This window comes from Parabacteroides sp. MSK.9.14, assembly GCF_019041495.1.
Classification (GTDB): Bacteria; Bacteroidota; Bacteroidia; order Bacteroidales; family Tannerellaceae; genus Parabacteroides; species Parabacteroides merdae.
On record NZ_JAHPXO010000019.1, the window covers coordinates 58,013 to 79,087 of the forward strand.

Genomic DNA, 21,075 nt, shown 5'->3' on the forward strand with positions numbered 1-21,075 from the left:
CTATGGAAATACAATTACAAGACAGGACGCTCGGCCAGTGGATGGAACATTGGGCCGAGACGACACCCGACAAGGAATATCTGGTATATTCCGACCGCGACCTCCGTTTCACCTGGAAGGAATTCAACGAACGTGTAGACCGGATGGCGAAAGGCATGCTTTCGATCGGGATCAAACATGGCACGCATGTCGGCATCTGGGCGACCAATGTCCCCGACTGGCTTACATTCCTGTATGCTGCCGCCAAGATCGGAGCAGTGGCCGTTACCGTCAATACCAACTACAAGCAGAGCGAACTGGAATTCCTGGTCGAAAACGCGGATATCCATACATTATGCATTACCGACGGCGTGTTCGACGGAAGTTATGTCGACATGGTATATACCATGTTGCCCGAACTGAAGGAATCACAACGTGGCTACCTGAAAAGCAAACGTTTCCCGGTTCTGAAGAATGTAGTTTACATCGGGCAGGAGAAATACAGAGGAATGTACAACACTCCCGAACTGCTGCTTTTAGGCGAAAACGTCAGTGACGAGACACTGTTGGAAGCCAAAAAGCTGGTGACCCCGCACGACGTCGTGAACATGCAATATACATCCGGCACGACCGGCTTCCCCAAAGGGGTCATGCTGACGCACTATAACATTGCCAACAACGGGCTGTTGACAGGAGAACACATGAAATTCACGGCAGACGACAAACTATGCTGCTGCGTCCCTCTGTTCCACTGCTTCGGTGTCGTGCTCGCCTCCATGAACGTCTTGACGCATGGATGCACACAAGTCATGGTCGAAAAATTCGATCCGCTGGTCGTACTCGCCTCCATCCACAAGGAACGGTGCACGGCCCTTTACGGCGTGCCGACCATGTTCATAGCCGAGCTCAATCACCCGATGTTCAGCATGTTCGACCTGACCTCCCTCCGCACCGGCATCATGGCAGGCTCCCTTTGCCCTGTGGAGTTGATGAAGCAGGTGGAAGAAAAAATGTTCATGCGCGTGACCAGCGTATACGGGTTGACGGAAGCATCGCCCGGCATGACACATTCGCGCATCGACGATCCGGCGGAAGTCCGCTACAATACGGTGGGCCGTGACTACGAATTTACCGAAGTCCGCGTGATCGATCCGGAAACGGGCGAAGAATGTCCGGTAGGCGTACAAGGTGAAATGTGCAACCGGGGGTACAACACCATGAAAGGCTATTACAACAACCCGGCAGCCACGGCCGAGGTCATCGACAAAGACGGCTTCCTGCACAGTGGCGACCTGGGCGTGAAAGACGAACATGGCAACTACCGCATCACCGGACGCATCAAGGACATGATTATCCGGGGAGGAGAGAATATCTATCCTCGTGAACTGGAGGAATTCCTTTATCACCTGGAAGGGGTGAAAGATGTACAGGTCGCTGCCGTCCCATCCAAGAAATACGGAGAGGAAGTGGGAGCCTTTATCATCCTGCACGAAGGCGTCACCATGACGGAAGATATCGTCAAGGACTTCTGCCGCAGAAAGATCGCCCGGCATAAGATCCCGAAGTATATATTCTTCGTCGACACCTTCCCCATGACCGGTAGCGGAAAGATCCAGAAGTTCAAACTGAAAGACTTGGGCTTGAAATTATTGGCCGACCGAGGAATCACTCCGGTATGATTTTTTTTCGTACCTTTGCAACATTAACATTTTAGTATCAATTTATGTCACAATTATTTCCAACTAATCTGCCTTATAAAGTGGCAGATATGAGTTTGGCTGAATTCGGTCGTAAAGAAATCGAGATCGCCGAACACGAAATGCCGGGACTTATGGCACTTCGCAAGAAGTACGCCGATCAGAAACCTCTGAAAGGAGCTCGTATCACCGGCTCACTGCACATGACGATTCAGACCGCAGTGTTAATCGAAACATTAGTTGCGTTGGGAGCAGATGTTCGCTGGGCAAGCTGCAACATCTTCTCTACACAGGACCACGCTGCCGCAGCCATCGCTGCCGATGGTGTTCCCGTTTTCGCCTGGAAGGGTGAAACACTGGAAGAATACTGGTGGTGTACCGACATGGCACTCCGTTTCCCCGACGGCAAAGGTCCGCACATGATTGTGGATGACGGTGGCGACGCATCCCTGCTGGTTCATATGGGTTACCGGGCAGAGAACGATGCCGAAACGATCAACCGCAAAGGTGGCAATCACGAAGAACAGGTCATCCTGGATACCTTAAACCGTATCCTGGCTGAAGACAATACCCGTTGGCACCGCACGATCGCCGAAATGAAAGGTGTCTCCGAAGAAACGACTACCGGCGTACACCGCCTGTACCAAATGATGGAAAAAGGTGAACTGCTGGTTCCGGCCATCAATGTCAACGACTCCGTTACGAAATCGAAATTCGACAACCTGTACGGTTGCCGCGAATCACTGGCCGACGGCATCAAGCGCGCTACCGACGTGATGATCGCCGGCAAAGTCGTGGTAGTAGCTGGATATGGCGACGTAGGGAAAGGCTGTGCCCACTCCATGCGCTCTTACGGAGCCCGTGTCCTGATCACGGAGATCGATCCGATTTGCGCCCTGCAAGCCGCCATGGAAGGCTTCGAAGTGACGACAATGGAAGAAGCCGTCAAGGAAGGCAACGTTTTCGTTACGACCACCGGTAACTGCGACATCATCACCATCGAACATATGGCCCAGATGAAAGACCAGGCCATCGTTTGCAACATCGGCCATTTCGACAACGAAATCCAGGTCGACAAGCTGGTGAACTATCCGAACATCCAGCACACCAACATCAAACCGCAGGTTGACAAGTACACATTCCCGACAGGCAACTCTATCTTCCTGTTGGCAGAAGGCCGCTTGGTGAACTTGGGTTGCGCGACAGGCCATCCTTCTTTCGTAATGAGCAACTCCTTCACAAATCAAGTCTTGGCCCAGATGGATTTGTGGACAATGCCTTACGAAATAGGTGTCTACCGCCTGCCGAAACGTTTGGACGAAGAAGTTGCCCGCCTCCACCTGGAGCGCATCGGCGTCAAACTGTCCAAGTTGACACAGAAGCAAGCCGATTACATCGGCGTACCGGTCGAAGGACCTTATAAGGCCGAACATTACAGATATTAATATATCTGAGGGTGTGCTCAAAAGTATGAAGGCTTTCGGCACACCCTCTTTTTTATTTTGTAGATATGCAAAAAAGACACGCTGACAGACAACTATATTTCAACGAACAAAGTATTACGACACAAAAATATGTAATACCTTTCATTGAAAAGCATAAACCGATTACGGCAGATTCCCACATTCTCGAAATCGGTTGCGGGGAAGGAGGAAACATAAAGCCCTTTCTGGATCTCGGTTGCCAAGTGACCGGCATAGACATCAACGGAGGCCAGATTGCAATCGCAAAAGAAATCTACAGCGTACATCCCAACAACAGAAACTTGACATTGATCTGCGAGGATATCTACAAAGTAACCGAACTGCACAACAAGTTCGACATTATCATCATCCGGGATGTGATAGAACACATCCCCAACCAAGAATTATTCTTGCCTTTTATAAAGAGGTTCTTAAGTCCTCACGGTATTATTTTCGTAGCCTTTCCACCCTGGCAAAATCCATTCGGAGGTCACCAGCAGATTTGCAACAACAAGCTCCTAAGCCATTTGCCCTGGTTCCATCTATTGCCCCGTCCCGTATATAAAAAAGTGCTGGAATGGGGGAATGTCAATCCCGGAGGACTTTTGGAAATCAAAGATACCGGCATTTCATTGGAACGTTTTCTCTCGATCGTGCACAAAGAAAAATACCGGATAGTCGAAGAAGTCCTCTATTTCATCAACCCTAATTACGAAACAAAATTCAATCTCCGTCCCCGCAGACTATGGAGATTCCTGAATATCCCGTATATCCGTAACTTCTATACAACCTGCGGATATTACATCTTAAAGAATTCATAAATATGGCAACATCCCATTTATCCCTTATCATCCCTGTCTACAACCGTCCCAACGAGGTAGAGGAGTTATTGGACAGCCTTACACGGCAGAGTGAAACAAACTTCGAAGTCGTCATCGTAGAAGACGGCTCGAAGGATACTTGCCAGCATGTAGTCGAAGCTTTCAAAGATAAGTTGGATGTTTCCTATTCCTATATTCCTAATGGCGGTCCGGGCAATGCCCGTAACTACGGGGCGAAGCAGAGCAAAGGCGATTACCTGATCGTTCTCGATTCAGATTGCATCCTGCCTCCCGACTACATCAAATCGGTAAACAAGGAACTGAAGGAAACCGGGGCGGACGCTTTCGGAGGGCCGGACAAGGCTTCTGACAGCTTTACGGACGTGCAGAAGGCCATCAACTACTCCATGACCTCCTTCTTTACGACAGGCGGCATTCGTGGCGGAAAAAAGAAGATGGATAAGTTCTACCCCCGTAGCTTCAACATGGGAATCCGGAAAAGCACCTACGAAGCGTTAGGCGGCTTCTCCCCCATGCGCTTCGGGGAAGATATCGATTTCAGTATCCGCCTGTTCAAGAACGGCAACAAAGTATGCCTGTTTCCCTCCGCCTGGGTATATCACAAAAGACGTACGGATTGGCACAAGTTCTTCCGCCAGGTTTATAATTCCGGCATCGCCCGTATCAATTTGTACAAGAAATATCCGGACTCGCTTAAACTGGTACATCTATTGCCGGCGGCCTTTACATTAGGAGTACTCTTTTTCCTGGTCGGAAGCCTCTTCTGCACTTGGAGTTTATTGCCGCTCGGACTTTTCTGTTTGCTTATCTTTGCGGATTCTTCGATTCAGAATAAAAGCATCAAAATCGGCTTCCTGTCGATTATCGCCTCCTTTATCCAACTGTCAGGATACGGTTGTGGATTTTTAGATGCTGCCTGGAACAGGCTGGTTTTGAAAAAGGAAGAGTTTTCGGCATTCCAAAAGACGTTCTACAAATAAAAAGACTCCCAAAAGTCATTGTCAAGACAACCGTCTTCATCCCATACGAACATTGACTTCATCGGGATAAAGACGGTCGTCTTTATTACCACGACGACCGTCAAAAGTGATACGTTTGAACAATATCAATTTTTACTCTTTTTCCAATATTTCCATCCCGACCAACCGATCGCAGCGATCAGCAATAACAAGATCAGGAACGAACTGTAGGAAGAAACGTATGCAGCCGTCACATAACCGGACGGACGGAACTCGAATACGATCGTATGTTCGCCTGCCGGAACACGCATGCCACGCAATATCCAGTCCGCACGGAAATGAGGCACTTCCTTGCCATCGACCGTAGCCTTCCAACCCGGCTGGTAATATACTTCGGAGAAGACTGCCAATTGTTCCTTATCCGCTTTACTCTTATAGGTCAGGCGGTTCGGACGGTATTCTTCCAACACGATCGTTGCGGTTGAATCTTTCTGCGGCACAAATCCTTCCAAATCTTCTTGGAAACGCTTATCAACCACAGCGGTTCTCAGCGGATCGATCGTATTCAAGGCTTCTATCTCGGCATCCGCATTGTCCACCATATCCAGCTTGTCCACAAACCAGGCATTCCCGAATGCATACGGATTCTTCAACGGTTGCTGTTCAGGGTTATAGATGACATAGCGGGTATTCAACATATTCAAGGAAGGACAAGCAGCCAACGCAGACATCACGTCTTCAGCCGTCTGTGCCTTCTGCAAAGCACTGATAATCCCACGCAACTCACCGTCCAGCCGATGGTCGATCAGCTCCTGGTAACGGCGTAGCTTGACGGCATGATACCCTCCGATAGAATGATGGAAATAGGAAGTATTCGTTTCCTGCCACGGGTTATTGATGTTCAACACACGGAAAATCGAACCCGTATCCTGCAGAATCGCCTTGTCGGCAACCGTTTCCTTATACATCTCCGCCGGCTGCTGCCTGACGAAATTACTGTCATTCAGATAACGACGATCCACCGTCCAAAGATCAATCAAAATAAGGACTGCCACCCCTGCACTTACGAAAGTCGCCGCAGTCTTCTTGTTCTTCGCCTTCCAGAACCAGACAAGCAACCCGGCTCCCAACAGGATGAAGATCAAAGACCGCAACGCATCGGCCGAAGCCAGCGAAGCACGGTCCATCAACAAGGCCGTGTAATACCACTCCGGAACCTGGCTCTGGAACTGCGCATCGTATGCAGACCGGAAATCCAACAACAAGGAAGGCATCAGCCAAAGGATCACACAAAGTCCTCCGGTCAGCCCCAAAGCCCAAAGGAATCCTTTTTTCAAACGAGCCTCCTCCACTTTTTCGGTCAAGATTTCCCGCAACCCCCAAATAGCGACGATCGGAAATACCAATCCCGGTATCACCAACGCCATCTCGACCGTACGGAACTTATTGTACAAAGGCAGATAATGGAACATCAGGTCGTTGAAAGAATCGAAATTACGTCCCAACGCAAGGAATGTCAGGAACACCGATCCAGCCAGCAGCCACCATTTCATAGGATTCCGGATCACGAACATCCCCAAGACGAACAGGAAGCAGACCAACGCCCCGAAATAGACCGGCCCGGAAGTGAATATCTTATCTCCCCAATAGGTATAGGTCTGTACTTCTTTCCCCACCTGGGCCCCGTTTTTCTTCAACTCCTTGTATAACTCGGAAGAGCTGTCCAACGTTCCTCCCGAACCGCCGCCATATACATTCGGCACAAGAACGGTCATCAACTCTTTCCAGCCGTAACTCCATTGAAAAGCATAATCCTTATCCAAGCCGGTGGAAGCCTTCTCCACTTTGCCCGAAACATCCGGTTTCGGCGTCAGCTCTGAAGCGCCACGGATGGAGTGCTGCCCCAGATCCCAATTGGAATACATCCCCTGCGCATTAGGCAATACGGCCAATACGACGCAAGCGGCCATAATCAGGGAGGTCTTCAACCATTCGCCATAGGCTTTCTCCTTGATCTTTCTGACTGCATATCCTATATAGATCAGCAGACAAAGCAGGACCAGATAATAGGTGATCTGAATATGCCCGTTCGCCAGAGACAAAGCGACGCCCAGCAGGAACAAGACGGCTCCCCACAGATAGGAGCGCCTGAAAAGCAAAGCCATACCGGCCAACGTCACCGGCATATAACCGATCACATAGGCTTTCACGATATGCCCCGCCTCGATAATAATGATATTATAGGATGCGAATGCAAAAGCGAATGCCCCGGCAATCGCAAGCCACCAGTTTACTCCCATGACACACATCAGCAGGTAGAAACACACCAATCCGACAAATACCATAGCCGCATCGCCATATCCCACCTTTTTCAACCAACCATCCACAATCGAATAAGAAGGCATACTCGGTGCGGCCTGCCCATATCCTGTCACATACGGCATCCCTCCGAACATCGCATCCGACCAGACACTGAACTCACCCGGCTGTGCCGTCTCGGCGTATTGATCCATCTGGCTTGATCCCATTCCGGTCGCCTTGATATTATCGCCCTGCATGATTACTTTCCCATCAAACACCGCCGGTGAAAAATAGGTCATCACCAGTCCCAAAAACAAAATCAGGGCAACAACATGTTTCCCCCATTGCTTCAGCAAATCCTTCATATATGTCTCATTAAAATTCATATTCTTTACACCCGCCCCTTCAGGCACTTCGCCGTATAAAAACGGATGGCGAACCAGCCGTGGAGCAAAACCGTAACAAAAGTACCATAATATTTGCACATAATCGCATATCTCTCCCGCAAGGATGCTTTTCTTTGCGTCGTGCTCGTCCCGCCGTCCAGGAAGTCGGACAGGGTAAGGTGCGTGTTACAGAATGAACGGGCCTGCTTCATGCAACGGATACACCAGTCGAAATCGGCCGAATAGCGATATTGCAAATCATATGACGGGGCAATCGTACGTTTTGGAATGAACGACTGGTGGCAAACCAACATCCCCATCCTGAAACTCTTCCACGAAAGTTTCCGCGGCGCCCTAAGGCGGCGCAGTCCCAGCGACCGCCTTTCCTCGTCCACGATATTCGTTTCCCCATAGATGATATCCGGCAAAGCCTTCCTCTTCTGCAACCTGGAAACGACCGACTGGACCGTATCGGACGAACAGAGGGTATCGCCGGCGTTGATGAACCAGACATAATCTCCCGTCGCCTTTTGAAGCCCCTTGTTCATGGCATCGTATATCCCCTTGTCCGGCTCGCTCACCCAATAGGCCAGCCCCGATTCATACCGTCTGATGATATCCACCGTTCCGTCTGTCGAACCGCCGTCTATCACGATATATTCGATGTTCGGATAGGACTGGCTCAACACGTTCAACAACGTCTGCTCCACCAGGCGCACGGCATTATAGGTAATCGTTATGATTGAAAATGTAGGTTGTAACTGCATAATAATTATGACTATGTTCCATTTAACTTAACAATCCGTCTCCCGCGAATGACTCCGGCAAATTCATCGGTGACCGGTTGTTTACACCACCACATTCCTCCCCAGCCGCATCGTCACACGTGAGAGGCGGGATTTCTGTTTTGCGAGCAAAGATAACAAAGATATTCGGTCTTCACATGAAAGACAGAGAGATAAATCGCTCACGGTCTTTGCAATCTGCCGAAGCAGGTGGTGTTCGTAGGTTTCCAGCAAGGCCAGATGGAGGGAAGCGGTGATCTGACGGCGGAAAGAGACGAAGCCCGATCCATGCAGCAGGCTGTCCGGATCCTCCCCGTAAGGAAGCTGCATCCGGCTCACTTCGAACAAACAGGCCGGCTCCAACCGTTCCCCTTCCGGGCCTGTCCCGCACGAGAGCATCGCCACGATCTTTTCCATCGACGCCTCTCCGGCCCTGTCGGCATCCAGCAGCAGGACGATCCGCTGCGTATATCCCGCCAGCAACCGGAGATGCCCGGCAGTGAAAGCCACCCCGCAGAGCGCCACCGTATTCGTAAATCCGGCGGCATGCATCGCCAGGGCGTCCTTGTAGCCTTCGGTGACGAAGACGAACCGCCTCTCCCGTATCGCCTCCCCCGCCCGGTCCAGCGCATAAAGCACCCGGCTCTTGCTATAGACCGGACTGGCCGGCGAGTTGACATACTTGGCTCCCTCCTCCCCATCCGTCCGCCTGCGGGCCGCAAACGCCACCAGCCCTCCCTTCTCGTCCCGGATCGGGAAGATCAGCCGCGACCGCATCTTCCGGTAATCCGCCGGCACTTCCGGAGGAGCGATCCCCACCCCGAAAAGGCGGTACGTCTCCCTCAAAGCCTCGTCTTCCGGCACGTAAGGCTGCAACAGGGAGGCGAACAGACGATTGGCGGCGCCAATCGTCCGAATGGACAATTGAGAATTGACAACAGACAATTGGTCGTCACTGTTTTCATTTGCCGTTTTGTCCGGGGAGCCGGCTGTCCCCTTTCCGTCCGTCCTTTTCTTCTTCCCTGCATAATTGTCTACTGTCCACTCCCTACTGTCAATCGAATACCGTTTCGCCAGCTTTCCCATCGCTTCCGTAAACGAACATCCCTCGATCTTCTGCACGAAAGCGAACAAGTCTCCGCCTTCGCCGCAAGCGAAACATTTGAAAAACTGTTTTCCCGGATGGACGTGCAACGAAGGATGCTTGTCTGCATGGAAAGGACACAAGCCGACATATCCCGCACCGCTGCGCTGCAACGGCACATAGGCAGCCACCACTTCCTCGATCGTGGCCACCCGAAGGATTCTCTCTTTCAACGAATCGCCTCTCATAACAACCGGTTTTCATAAGACAGGAACCGTGTCATCGAAACATTGTAGCGGAAACGCGCCCGTCCGGTCGCCCCGTTACGGTTCTTGGCGACCAAAAGGTAGCCCACGCCCCGCAGGTCCTCCTTCGTATCCTTGTCGTACAAGATGCCGTATTTCTCGGCCCGGTAGACGAAGATCACCTGGTCCGCCACCTGCTCGATCGCGCCGGAGTTACGCAGGTCGCTCAAGATCGGCAGATAAGGAGCCAGGCGCCGGTCGCTGTCGCGGTTCATCTGCGCCAACAGAACGGCAGGCACATCCAGCTCGACCGCCATCAGCTTCACCTTCCGCACCACATCGCCCAAGGCCAGATCGGTCGTCTCGTTGCGGCTGCCCCGTGTGTAAGGGATATGGATCAGGTTCAGATAGTCGATGAAGAAGATGTCCAGCTCCCGGCGAGCCTTGCGCGTCATCAGCACGGCACGGATCTCGTCGATGGCGAGCGAACCGCAATAGACGATCCTCAACGGCAACCCCGCCAGCTCAGCCGCCGCTTTCTCCAACAACGCACGCTCCTCGCGGTTCGTCCCCTTGAAACGGATCTTGCCGGCCTCCACGCCGCTCAGCATCGAAAGGATACGTTCCGTCACCTCCTCCTCGCTCATCTCGATGCTGAAATAAAGCGTATTCCGCCCCGCACGCGCCGCCTGAAGCGCCATGTGCAAAGCCACCGCCGTCTTTCCCATCGAAGGCCGCCCGGAGAGCACCGCCAGTTCACCCCGGTAAAGGCCGCCCGTCAAGTCGTCCAGTTCGTCGAACCCGGTACGCACCTGTATATGTTCCCCTTTTTCGCGTGCCTCCTGATTACGGAACGAACGCGCCAGGACTTCGCGTGCCACCTCGGCCGCCATCCGGACATCCACGCCTCCGGAGGCATGTTCACGCAAGCCGTCCATGTCGTCCGTGACACCGGCGAGGAGCTTCATCACGTCGACATCCGGCTGCTGCGCCTCCAGGCCGCGTTTGTTCAGGCTCGCCACACAGCCGCGCAACATCCATTCGCGCTGTACCAGACGCACATATTCGTGGATGTGGCTGTCGTTGCGCACCGCCTGCAACATGGCGCTTAGGAAAGAGACTCCGTTCAGCTCGCCATAAAGCCGGTGATCGAGCCGGAACATCTCCGCCTCGACCGTCGCCATGTCGATCCGTTCGCCGCGCGAAGCCAGCCCAGCGAAGGCACGGAACACCAGGCGCAGCCCCGGTTCGGTAAACATCTCTTCCGTCACCCGTCCGCCCAATTCGTGGAAAGAGGCGGGACGTCCCAGCAGAGCGGCCACCAAGACCCGCTCCGCCGGATACGATTGTACGGCATTCAACCCCATCAGACAGTCTCCCCGGTGTTATAGACCGTCCCGTTCTGGTACATGTAGAGGGCTGTCGCAAGCGACAAACCGTCGCCGCCGCCCCCCTGCGGAGAGCCGTGGCCGTCGGGCTGGGGAGGCGCGTCATAGAAGGTCAAGGTGAACTTCGTCATCCTGCCCACCGCCGTGACCGTCAACCATCCTGCCTCGACAAGATGTCCGACAGCCGTGACTGCCGCCCGGCGTATCAACCCCGTACGCCGTGCCAGTTCCGAATAAGAGGTGATCCACTCGCCTCGTTCACAAGCATAGTCTTTGAAATGAAAGGAGACTTCTCCTTTTTTGAAATAGGCAAAACCCAATATGCACAGGAGCACCTTTGCCTCTTTTTCACACTTGTCTCCCGGCGTAAAAGCAATCTGCATGGCCTGCCGGGAAACTTTCGTATAGCCGCATCTTGCAAAATCGGCCGAAAACGTCATATCCTTTTTCATAATGAACGGATTTAAAATTAAACATTTTTACCCCAAATAAAAACGGTGCAGTCAATAGCACAATATAAACAATTTATTTTCAGCTACTTGTAGAGGTTTTCCGTCAGTTTCGGTTCAATCCTACATCTTAGAATAAATATATTAATATATATATAAGCTCATTAATTTGCGCCCTTTTCAATCGGCATGGGCAAAGGTACGACAGGAAAGGGGCGTTTTGTAATACCCAAAAATGTCGGATAAAAAAGCCGGCGCGGCGCATTGCAAGCGGGTTTACACGTTATTTCCTATACAAATTCCGAAAAAATTCCTGCAAAACAGGCCTCAATTGGTCATACATCCCACACTTGTCATACCAGATGGTCCGTATGGAAGACTCCGCCAGGCCCAGATCGAACGTCTCCGACATAAAACCGATCAGATACCGGGGCCGTACGTCCCCGAATACCTCCATCAACCACAGCGTCTTAAAAATCCCGATCAGAAATTCCGGCTTCGACACCGGGATGCGGTTCTTATACGCTTTCTCTTCTATCCCGAAAATCAGACGATGCAGGTCATCCCCGAATTCCTGGAAGAAATTCTGCGCCACGGCGCACATCCTCTCCTGCTTCCCCTTGGCCTCCTCCGTAAGGAAGAGTGCATAAACGATCATTTCGTACAGCGGATCGGACGCGTCCCGTACCTCTTTTCTGATTTTCTTGTACGAGCGGCAATAGTCACCTTTCCGCTTTTTTTTAACTTGCTCATATGCTTATCTATTTATTGCCTGCAATGCCGGCCGGCCTTTATCCTCTCCCTATCGATGGGAAAAAGTACCCTCTTCCGCATCCGGAAATCCGGTCTTTTGTCTCCCAAGTTCCCTGGTCTTACACGTCAAAGTCCCTTGTTTCGTACACAGAAGTCCCTTGTTTCAAGGCTCACCCAAAAACTGCACGATTGTCTTCACCTGTCGGGGTGTCAACGTCTTCTTCCCTTTCCGCCAACCGTAGCCCTGCAGCTCCGTCTCTAACACCGGGTCTGCCCCCACCCATTTGGACAACCGTTTCCCGGCCGATTCCGGCATCAAATCCGGCCCGTAAAGGACCGCCAATTCCTGCCACCCGTAACTTCTGATTTCGAATTCGTTTACGATCATAATTCCCATCGTTTCATTGTCCTATAAAGATACGGAATAAAAATCAATATTCAATAGATAATCACATTTATATCCTACTTCTTTCTACCTGTTTCCGCATCGATCTTCGCCGATGTTCCCCAATCTGTATTTCTGCCTGTACCGGGACCTTACCTTTGTCTTGTTATCGATAATGAAAAAAAGATTCCGTAAAAGTATTCACTTAAAAACTAATCACGCTTATGTCATTAAACTATCGCTTGGTAAGAAGACCGGATATGCGCAAAGACGCAGCCGAGGGCTCGAAGCTGTACTATGCACAGGTCCGTTCCTTGAAGAAATTGAAATTCGAAAAGTTCTGTAACATGGTGGCAGTGCGCAGCTCCGCCTTCGTGGGAGATGTGAAACTGGTCATCGACGGCATCCTGTCCGTCATGGAGGAACGGTTGGAAGAAGGGGATGTGATCCAGCTGGGCCGCCTGGGTAACTTCCGGATGGTCGCAGGCAGCAAAGGGGTGGAGAACGAAGCAGACTTCAACACGTCTTTCTTCAACAAGGCGCGTATCGTCTTCTCGCCGGGGACCATGCTGACGCAGGTGAAAAAGAATGTCACATTCGAACATCTCGACCTGGTCCCGGCCGGTGACAAACCGTCTTCCGGAGGCGGGGAGGAGAAACCGGGTGAACTGTAGGCCGGAAGCTAAATTCAAACAGACTAAGAAACTGTTTTGATTTTTCTGCCTGATGATTTGAGAAGTCTTTTTGAGGCAGATCCGTCACTCTGACGAGGAGGATAAGCAAGCTATCTGACGAAGAAGAGAGGGGCGGATATGACCGAAAAGACGTTCAAATTATCAGGCGAAAACAACAAGAATATAATTAAAAGGGGCTGTTTGTAAAAAATCAAAACAGTGTCCAAAAACAACAAGAAAATGAAAGCAGAACAGGTTGATTTTATATCGTCATATCTCCCTCTTGCCCGCAAGGCGGGAGAAAGTTTCCGGATCAATCCGGTAGTGATCCTGGCACAGGCGGTCATCGAATCGGGTTGGGGACAGAGCGACCTCGCACGCGAGCACCATAACTTTTTCGGTATCACCGCCTACGGCAAGAAAAACGTCTGGTGGAAAGGCGAAGGTATCGAGTTGGGCGCCCACTCCCTCCGTTTCCGTGTCTACGACACTCCGCAGGATTCCTTCATGGACTACGCCCGCCTGATCCGCCATGCCTACACCCCGGCGGCCGACGTCAGCAACAACCCGCAGGCTTTCGCCCGTTCCATCTCATACAGCCGTTACATCAGCGAAGTCAACGGCGACAACCGCGAAGCCTACCGCATCTTGCTGATAAAGCTCTGCCGACAGATCGAGAAAATTAAAGATTGAGAATTAAAAATTGAAAAATCCTTCTAATTTATGAAAGTCCTTGAAACAGTACTCAACTTCTTCCTCACGCTCGCCCAGGTCATCTTTCCCCGCAAGCGTAAACCGTCTCCCAGCGACCGTCCTTGTCCTCCTCCCCAGCCTCCTCTTCCTGTCCCTCCTCTCCCTCTGGAAGGGGGAAACGGAAGTGACCCTGGCCTGCATCGGCGGGATTCTCTCCCTCCTGAAGAACAACCAACCCCCTCCCCACATTCCCAAGAATCCCGACGCCCCTCTTCCCCCGACCACCAGCCACCCTCAGCCGACTGGCTGGGAATCTCAGGCTACACACTGATCGCCTGCGGGGGAGTGGGATGCGTCTGCAGGTGGCTGATGGGGTGAGGTAAAATGATCAAGAGCCATGTCCTAAAGGCCACGGCTCTTGATTGTTTTCGTTGATTTCTTATGTGTTATGAACAAGACAAATGAAAAAAGGAATAGAGATTAATTAATATACTAATTAGCCCAGGAAAAAATCGCTGATATTTATAGTACACAAGTAGTTTATGAACCATATTTCAAAATTTATTCATTATCTCTACGACTCTATATACATCACTTTCCGAATGCCCATAAGAGATAGGTAAACTTAATGTCGTACGATGTATTTCTTCTGAAATAGGATACTCCCCTTTTAATATACCTTGCATAGCTTTTTGCCTATGAGGAGGTATAGGATAATGAATATCTGTCTTAACTTCATTTTTCAGCAAATACTCTTTCAACATGTCTCTTTTAGGGTGTCGAACATTAAAGATATGATACACATCAAAACAGTCGGAGGTAACTATTGGCTTAATAAAATCTTCCTTTAAACCTTCTATATAAATTTGAGCTAGTTTTCTTTTATGAGCATTTATTTCATCTAAATGTTTTAGTTTGACATTCAATAACGCTGCTTGAATTTCATCCAAACGAGAATTATAGCCAATATAATCATTCTGATATTTGATATTTGAACCATAATTTCTTAACGCTCTAAACACAGAATCAGCTTTTGAATCATTAGTAGTAATAGCCCCAGCATCTCCCAGTGCTCCTAAATTTTTTGTAGGATAAAAAGAAAATGCACCTGTTCCAAAAGTACCAACTTTCTGTCCCTTATATTTAGCTCCATGAGCTTGAGCACAATCTTCTATCAGTTGTAGATTATACTTTCCAGCGAGCTGCATGATAGAAGTCATTTCGCAGGCTTTCCCATAAAGATGAACCACCATTATCGCTTTTGTTTTTTCAGAGATATGTTCTTCGATCTTTAAAGGGTCAATGTTATAAGTACGAATATCTGGTTCTACTAATACAGGTTTCAAGCCACACTGCAATATGGACAAAATGGTTGCAATATATGTATTTGAAGGAACCAAGACTTCACTTCCCTGCGGAAAATCATAAATACGCAAAGCCAGCATTAAGGCATCCAACCCTGAAGCAACTCCAATACAATGCTTGACTCCACAATAACCGGCAAAACTTTCTTCAAAAGTTCTCACCTCTTTGCCCAAGACATACCAGCCACTTTCCAAAAAAGAAGAAAAACACTCCTTATATTCCTTTTCTAAAGACTTATTCGTCCTTCCTAAATTTTCATATTCAATCATAAGGTTCGAAAATATAATCGTTAGGATCAAAAAATTCCGAAGCAAGTACCATCAATATGGCATCTTTACTAAAATGATGCATCGTGTGCCAATCATTCGGATCCAATATCAAACATTTATGAGGTGAATCCAATACAAACTCTTGCTTTTCTACTCCGGTATTATTTGATATCGTACAATGTCCCTGCAAACAAATTGCTGCTTGCATAGTCTTATGATGCCGATGCCCTCCCCTAGTAGAATCATCAACTCCATAAATATAGAAAATACGTTTGATATCAAAAGGTATTACTTTTTCTATCACAGTCAGATTTCCCCTATCATCCGTAAAAGTCTTTAAATCAATTATATGAGCCATTTATTATTGATGTAATAATTTTATATAATGTATTTCTTTAAATCCTCTTCTAACAAAAACTTCCGCAAGATACTTAAAAAATTTCCATCCGGATAAATAATGTTCCATTTTACCTAACGCATATTGTTTTCTCAACTTCACTATCTCTTTCACGTATGGATTAAATAGCAATATAATAGTAGAATCATTCCTCTTATAATAAGGACGAGGAGAAAAATAAAACGGAGTTACAAATACTAATGAATGAAAATGATAAAAAACAAGAGGGAACTGTTTTTCCGTCTCCAATTCTATACCTATTATCTCTTTTCCTTGTTGCTCAAAACGATATTGCTGCATATTCCAAGGAGCGACACCACCACCTAAATGTTGGAGAACGTGCACGCCTTCAAAACGTTCAGGCCAATCATCCAAATATTTTTGATCACCAAAACGTCCATCTTCAAAACGATTATAACACCATTCCAAACAAGCCTTACGCCACCACGTTAGAACTTTACGCCCTTGTTGATTATTCCTAAAATAAACAAATTGAACACAATATATTCCTGTTTTTTCACTTTGATCATATTGAGGCGTATAACGGTGTGGAGTAATTAACACAGACTCGCTTTCATCCATTTCATCCAACAGTATTTGAGGAGAAGCAAAAAAATACAAATCCGCATCAATATAGGTACAATGATCGACATCATAATTATCCAACACATACAAAATCGTTGAAGAAGAACAAGTCCAACAGTATTCTCCCCTACTTCTGGTTGGCTTTACTTTCAATAATTCTTCATCTTCAAACTCTGGCAAGGAAATAACCGTCATATTTGCCAAATAAAGAGATTTTAAAACCGAAAAGCATTCATCATTAAAAGCGAACACATAAAGATGGAAATCTTTACAATGTCGATTCAACGACTCATACATCGCCAATCCTCTGGAGAGATAGCCAGAATCAAAAAGAGTACAGAAATTAAGCATGCGTTTTTAATCTAAAAATATGTCTTAACCGATCTTTAATTCTTGCCCATAAGATCACATATTTAAAATAAAAAATAAATTGTTTTCGAGCATATTCGGATTCTTTAATTTCAATCGGACAAACTAATATCGGTTCTTGCGATAGCTCCACATCAAACTCCTCACTTGTTCCACAATTAGTGCCACTTCCATCACTTCCATTGTGATAAATCAATGATTTACCCGGATACAACGTTAGCTTATCTTCTAAAAAAGCCGATGCATACCAACGTATTGCCCAAGAGCCTATTTCTCCATTAACTTGTCTCTCCAGCATTCGAGTATATGGATAACTTCCTTCAAAATCAAACGTTCTAGTGAGAGACCGTTCTTTCAAACAATGAAGCAATTCACTTCCGTTTGAATTAAACAAATCCCAACCTCGCTTCCAAGTACCCCACCCTAAACAGTCCGCTCCTTTTATGAAAAAAGTATCAGGTAAGCTTTTTTTTATCGGATAAATATATCCATGAACACTTATCACCCGTTCTTCATCTTCATACAAAGACAACGCTTCATTCATAAACTTCAAAAAATAGGGGGAAGTAAGCAAGTCATCTTCTAAAACAATTATCCTTCCAAACTCATTGACAATGGAAGTGACACCATCAATAATATTATTAGCCAAGCCAAAATTCCGATCTCGCTCAATAATACGCAACGATTTAAATCCTGTAATATTTCGAATATAGGAACGAGTTTCTTCCACCCCTTTTTTAGCCGCTTCATTTTTAGGAGCATCAGAGAAAATTATCAAATCACTTTCTGAAGCATATTCATTCTTCAACAATGCTTCAACCGTTTGCTGAGTATGCCACGGCCTGTTATAAGTAAATATAACAATTGGTGCTAATTTCATTTTAAAGTCTCCCGTACACTAATGATTTATCCAAGACGCCTTTTACATCAAATAAAACGGTCGGCTGGTTACGAACGAAGCCAAAATCCAACTGTTTAAACTCATCATGAGCAACAGCTAAAATAATACCGTCGTATTTCTTGATATCCGACATCTGCTCCAACAGTTCGACGCCATATTCTTCCTTTACTTCGTCTCTTAAAGCATAAGGATCATACACATCTACGTCAACCCCGAAATCTTTTAGCTCATCAATAATATCGACAACTTTTGTATTTCGAGTATCCGGACAGTTCTCTTTAAAAGTAAAACCAAGGACCAAAACCTTACTTCCGACAATCTTTATGCCATGACGGATCATCAGTTTAACAGTTTTAGAAGCCACAAAACGTCCCATTTCATTATTAACAGTACGCCCTGATAGTATTACTTGCGGATTATATCCTAAGCATTGTGACTTGTGTAACAAATAATACGGATCCACACCGATACAATGTCCACCTACTAAGCCAGGAGCAAACTTCAAAAAGTTCCACTTTGTCGCGGCAGCATCCAATACCTCTTGCGTATCAATACCCATCTTATCAAAAATAAGAGCCAACTCATTCATAAAAGAAATATTGACATCTCGCTGCGCATTCTCAATAGCTTTACAAGCTTCTGCGACTTTTATGCAAGAAGCCTTAAATGTACCGGCTTTAATTATGGAGCTATAAAGTTCGTTTATCCTATCTGCAATCTCAGGTGTTGATCCAGATACCACCTTCTTTATCGTTGTCAAAGTATTCTTTTTATCACCTGGATTAATACGTTCAGGGGAATAACCACAAAAGAAATCCTGATTGAATTTCAAACCTGATTCCTTTTCCAATACAGGCACGCAATCTTCTTCTGTACAACCTGGATACACGGTCGATTCGTACACAACAATATCACCTTTCTTCAAAACTTTGCCAACCGTGGACGAAGCCCCTAACAAAGGCTTCAAATCCGGAGTTTTAAATTTGGTTATAGGGGTTGGAACCGTCACAATAAAGAAGTTACAATCATGCAATGCTTCTATATCATGGCTTAATTTCAAGCCTATCGCATGATTTGTATCAGAAAGCGATAGCACTTTTTTCAAAGATGAACTATCAATCTCTCTTGTTCTATCACTTCCACCTTGAAGCTCCTTTACACGAGCCTCATTTATATCAAATCCGACAACCGGATACTTTTTACTAAATTCAACAGCCAATGGCATACCAACATAGCCGAGGCCGATTACTGCTATTTTCATATTCTTCATTTATATATGTACAATAGAACCATTCATACTTACATCTGTATAACCATCTGGCATAATAACCTTTTTATCTGCATTCACTGAAAGCCACGCTCCCCACCAACTAAAAGTACTATTAGCAATAATAAAATGATTACATTGGCTCATTAATTTTAGTTCATAAAGTTCATCTTTAAAATTCTCAACAAAAAAACAAATCCCATTAATCGATAGATTTTCTCTACACCAATTTATATCATCTGAAAAAATAAAAAAGGTAGGATTTTCTACATTTTCAGATATATATTTTATTGCCTTCTTATAATAATCTATACTTATAACAGGTTCGTATTGTATCCTTCTAAAATGAATAGCTACTGCGTTCGATTTTTCTATCAAATCAGAATAATACAAATAAGTGTTATTAATTTCAACTTCAAATCTTAAATCTTTTAACAAAACATCTCGATAGGAACTAAAATCAAAATATTGCCAATATCCTTGAAGATACAAATTCTTATCCGAGTAAATCTTAAAAAAACTATCCAAAGTTTCTAAAGGGTATTTTTGATTTTCTTCAAAAAAATCAAATTTATATGCTAAAAGATGCCTTATATAAGGCATCTTCCTTTGTGCAAAGGATAATAATGTATAAAAGCGTAAAGCTGGCAATAATGAAATTGAAAAGTCTCCTAATCTATAAACTCTTTTATATCCATCATTAGCAAATCCCGTTCTTATATCTAATGTAACTTTGCAATCAGTAATCAAAGATAAGACTTTTGCAAAAGCGTAAATAAATAACTGATTGCCAACTCCACCCCAAACTCTTAAAATAATATCCTTCTTTTTCATTTAAATCTTTTTCTTATCGAATACCTTAATTGCCTATAAGAATCAAGCAAACGATTTTTCTCATACAAATAAAAACTTTCTAACACCGCTTTCTTTAACTGGATAGGATCAACAGACAGATTCTGTCCAGTTTTGTAATAAGAAGTAAACAGTGATAACAACAACTCAGCCCTTTTCAAATAAGTATGATTTTCCATAACACATTCATACCCTCCATTTGAAATCTTCTGACGAAGTTCAGAAGATTCCAGATATATCTGAATAGAAGAAATCATTTCCTTTACATCCATAACCTCAACCAGGTGTAAACCATTTACAAATGGAGAATCTTCAGACAGTCTCTCGGATAACAAAAAAGATCTACATGCCATTACTTCAAATAATCTTGTTTCTGTATCCAAATATTCCTCTGAATGAATATTCAATACTATTTTGGCCCGATTTACCAATTGAACCATATCAGCACCATAAATTCCAACTGCCTCATATAGATTACACGATCTTTTTATTTCATCCAGCCACTTTCTTCGTCGACCAAGCATATTTCCAATAAATAAGACATCAATATCTTTTTTTATTCCCTCTATTGGATAATGTGACATTGGATCAAAGCCATTTAATAGAACAGTTACTTTATCTTCTGTCAACCAACCTTTCTCTATAATTGAACGTTTACAGGCTAATGTGTGAACAAAAACATGTTCAAATAAGCCCGAATTTAGCAATCGGTCTTGATCTCTATTCCTTGAAACTAATTCAGATGCCCAAAAGAACTTGGGTCTATTGATTGATTTTAATATTCCTATAGGAAAATCATCTCCTCTTTGTAAGAAAAAATAGTCAAAATCTCCTACTTGTTTTATTCGTTGAATTATATCTTTCCTATGTTTTCTATAATCGATAGTTACTAAATCCACACCTAAAGAGAGGAACGCCTTTGCTAAAAAATGTTCAGCCCCCCAATCTTTATTTTGCTCATGTACTGCAATATATAATAATCTCATT

At 46.2% G+C, this 21,075-nt stretch carries 20 protein-coding genes; 6 read left to right on the forward strand and 14 right to left on the reverse strand.

Features of this window, described 5'->3' with window-relative positions; all coding sequences use genetic code 11:
* Window positions 1–2: 2 nt before the first annotated feature.
* The 4 genes from KTG12_RS11575 (at window position 3) to KTG12_RS11590 (ending at window position 4,961) form a co-directional block, all read left to right on the forward strand.
* The gene (locus tag KTG12_RS11575; RefSeq protein WP_216945445.1) at window positions 3–1,658 is read left to right on the forward strand and encodes an AMP-binding protein; all 1,656 of its coding nucleotides are present in this window, start codon (window positions 3–5) and stop codon (window positions 1,656–1,658) included.
* Between the two features lie 44 nt (window positions 1,659–1,702).
* On the forward strand, window positions 1,703–3,121 hold the full coding sequence (gene ahcY / locus KTG12_RS11580; protein ID WP_005635546.1) for an adenosylhomocysteinase: 1,419 nt from the start codon (window positions 1,703–1,705) through the stop codon (window positions 3,119–3,121).
* A 65-nt stretch (window positions 3,122–3,186) separates the two neighbouring features.
* Window positions 3,187–3,960 carry a bifunctional 2-polyprenyl-6-hydroxyphenol methylase/3-demethylubiquinol 3-O-methyltransferase UbiG gene (locus KTG12_RS11585; RefSeq protein ID WP_005635544.1) on the forward strand — a complete coding sequence of 258 codons (774 nt, stop codon included), beginning with the start codon at window positions 3,187–3,189 and terminating at the stop codon, window positions 3,958–3,960.
* Between the two features lie 2 nt (window positions 3,961–3,962).
* The gene (locus tag KTG12_RS11590) at window positions 3,963–4,961 is read left to right on the forward strand and encodes a glycosyltransferase (protein ID WP_022322489.1); all 999 of its coding nucleotides are present in this window, start codon (window positions 3,963–3,965) and stop codon (window positions 4,959–4,961) included.
* 125 nt (window positions 4,962–5,086) lie between these two features.
* Here KTG12_RS11590 and KTG12_RS11595 read toward each other — a convergent pair whose 3' ends face one another.
* From KTG12_RS11595 to KTG12_RS11625, 7 genes are all read right to left on the reverse strand, one after another.
* On the reverse strand, window positions 5,087–7,606 hold the full coding sequence (locus KTG12_RS11595) for a YfhO family protein (protein WP_138273051.1): 2,520 nt from the start codon (window positions 7,604–7,606) through the stop codon (window positions 5,087–5,089).
* 26 nt (window positions 7,607–7,632) lie between these two features.
* Complete coding sequence (locus KTG12_RS11600; RefSeq protein ID WP_005645564.1) at window positions 7,633–8,394, reverse strand: glycosyltransferase family 2 protein; 762 nt, start codon at window positions 8,392–8,394, stop codon at window positions 7,633–7,635.
* Between the two features lie 81 nt (window positions 8,395–8,475).
* Window positions 8,476–9,744: a DNA primase gene (locus KTG12_RS11605; RefSeq protein ID WP_138273052.1), complete on the reverse strand. Its 1,269-nt coding sequence runs from the start codon at window positions 9,742–9,744 to the stop codon at window positions 8,476–8,478.
* Entirely contained in the window at window positions 9,741–11,108 is a 1,368-nt protein-coding gene (locus KTG12_RS11610; RefSeq protein ID WP_138273053.1) for a DnaB-like helicase C-terminal domain-containing protein, read from the reverse strand. Before KTG12_RS11610 ends, KTG12_RS11605 begins: the two co-directional genes overlap by 4 nt.
* Complete coding sequence (locus KTG12_RS11615; protein WP_005635526.1) at window positions 11,108–11,581, reverse strand: hypothetical protein; 474 nt, start codon at window positions 11,579–11,581, stop codon at window positions 11,108–11,110. Before KTG12_RS11615 ends, KTG12_RS11610 begins: the two co-directional genes overlap by 1 nt.
* 280 nt (window positions 11,582–11,861) lie before the next feature.
* Complete coding sequence (locus tag KTG12_RS11620; protein WP_005645556.1) at window positions 11,862–12,236, reverse strand: hypothetical protein; 375 nt, start codon at window positions 12,234–12,236, stop codon at window positions 11,862–11,864.
* A gap of 258 nt (window positions 12,237–12,494) precedes the next feature.
* Window positions 12,495–12,719: a DUF4248 domain-containing protein gene (locus KTG12_RS11625; protein ID WP_005645553.1), complete on the reverse strand. Its 225-nt coding sequence runs from the start codon at window positions 12,717–12,719 to the stop codon at window positions 12,495–12,497.
* A 221-nt stretch (window positions 12,720–12,940) separates the two neighbouring features.
* Between KTG12_RS11625 and KTG12_RS11630 the strand changes: the two genes are divergently transcribed.
* On the forward strand, window positions 12,941–13,390 hold the full coding sequence (locus KTG12_RS11630; protein ID WP_005645551.1) for an HU family DNA-binding protein: 450 nt from the start codon (window positions 12,941–12,943) through the stop codon (window positions 13,388–13,390).
* A 240-nt stretch (window positions 13,391–13,630) separates the two neighbouring features.
* Complete coding sequence (locus KTG12_RS11635; protein ID WP_005645549.1) at window positions 13,631–14,083, forward strand: glycoside hydrolase family 73 protein; 453 nt, start codon at window positions 13,631–13,633, stop codon at window positions 14,081–14,083.
* Window positions 14,084–14,637: 554 nt separating this feature from the next.
* On the opposite strand, the gene KTG12_RS11640 is transcribed toward KTG12_RS11635, so the two are convergent.
* From KTG12_RS11640 to KTG12_RS11670, 7 genes are all read right to left on the reverse strand, one after another.
* Entirely contained in the window at window positions 14,638–15,717 is a 1,080-nt protein-coding gene (locus KTG12_RS11640) for a DegT/DnrJ/EryC1/StrS aminotransferase family protein (protein ID WP_005635510.1), read from the reverse strand.
* Entirely contained in the window at window positions 15,710–16,075 is a 366-nt protein-coding gene (locus tag KTG12_RS11645; RefSeq protein ID WP_005635509.1) for an FdtA/QdtA family cupin domain-containing protein, read from the reverse strand. Before KTG12_RS11645 ends, KTG12_RS11640 begins: the two co-directional genes overlap by 8 nt.
* A 3-nt stretch (window positions 16,076–16,078) precedes the next feature.
* Entirely contained in the window at window positions 16,079–16,894 is an 816-nt protein-coding gene (locus KTG12_RS11650; RefSeq protein WP_224204866.1) for a glycosyl transferase, read from the reverse strand.
* Window positions 16,895–17,042: 148 nt separating this feature from the next.
* Window positions 17,043–17,948, reverse strand: coding sequence for a glycosyltransferase family 2 protein (locus KTG12_RS11655; RefSeq protein WP_005635507.1), 906 nt, complete (start codon window positions 17,946–17,948; stop codon window positions 17,043–17,045).
* A gap of 1 nt (window position 17,949) precedes the next feature.
* Window positions 17,950–19,239, reverse strand: coding sequence for a nucleotide sugar dehydrogenase (locus KTG12_RS11660; protein ID WP_149935991.1), 1,290 nt, complete (start codon window positions 19,237–19,239; stop codon window positions 17,950–17,952).
* Window positions 19,240–20,070, reverse strand: coding sequence for an alpha-1,2-fucosyltransferase (locus KTG12_RS11665; RefSeq protein WP_122298333.1), 831 nt, complete (start codon window positions 20,068–20,070; stop codon window positions 19,240–19,242).
* Window positions 20,067–21,074 carry a glycosyltransferase gene (locus KTG12_RS11670; protein WP_005635501.1) on the reverse strand — a complete coding sequence of 336 codons (1,008 nt, stop codon included), beginning with the start codon at window positions 21,072–21,074 and terminating at the stop codon, window positions 20,067–20,069. The genes KTG12_RS11665 and KTG12_RS11670 overlap by 4 nt, the downstream gene beginning before the upstream one ends.
* Window position 21,075 lies beyond the last annotated feature (1 nt).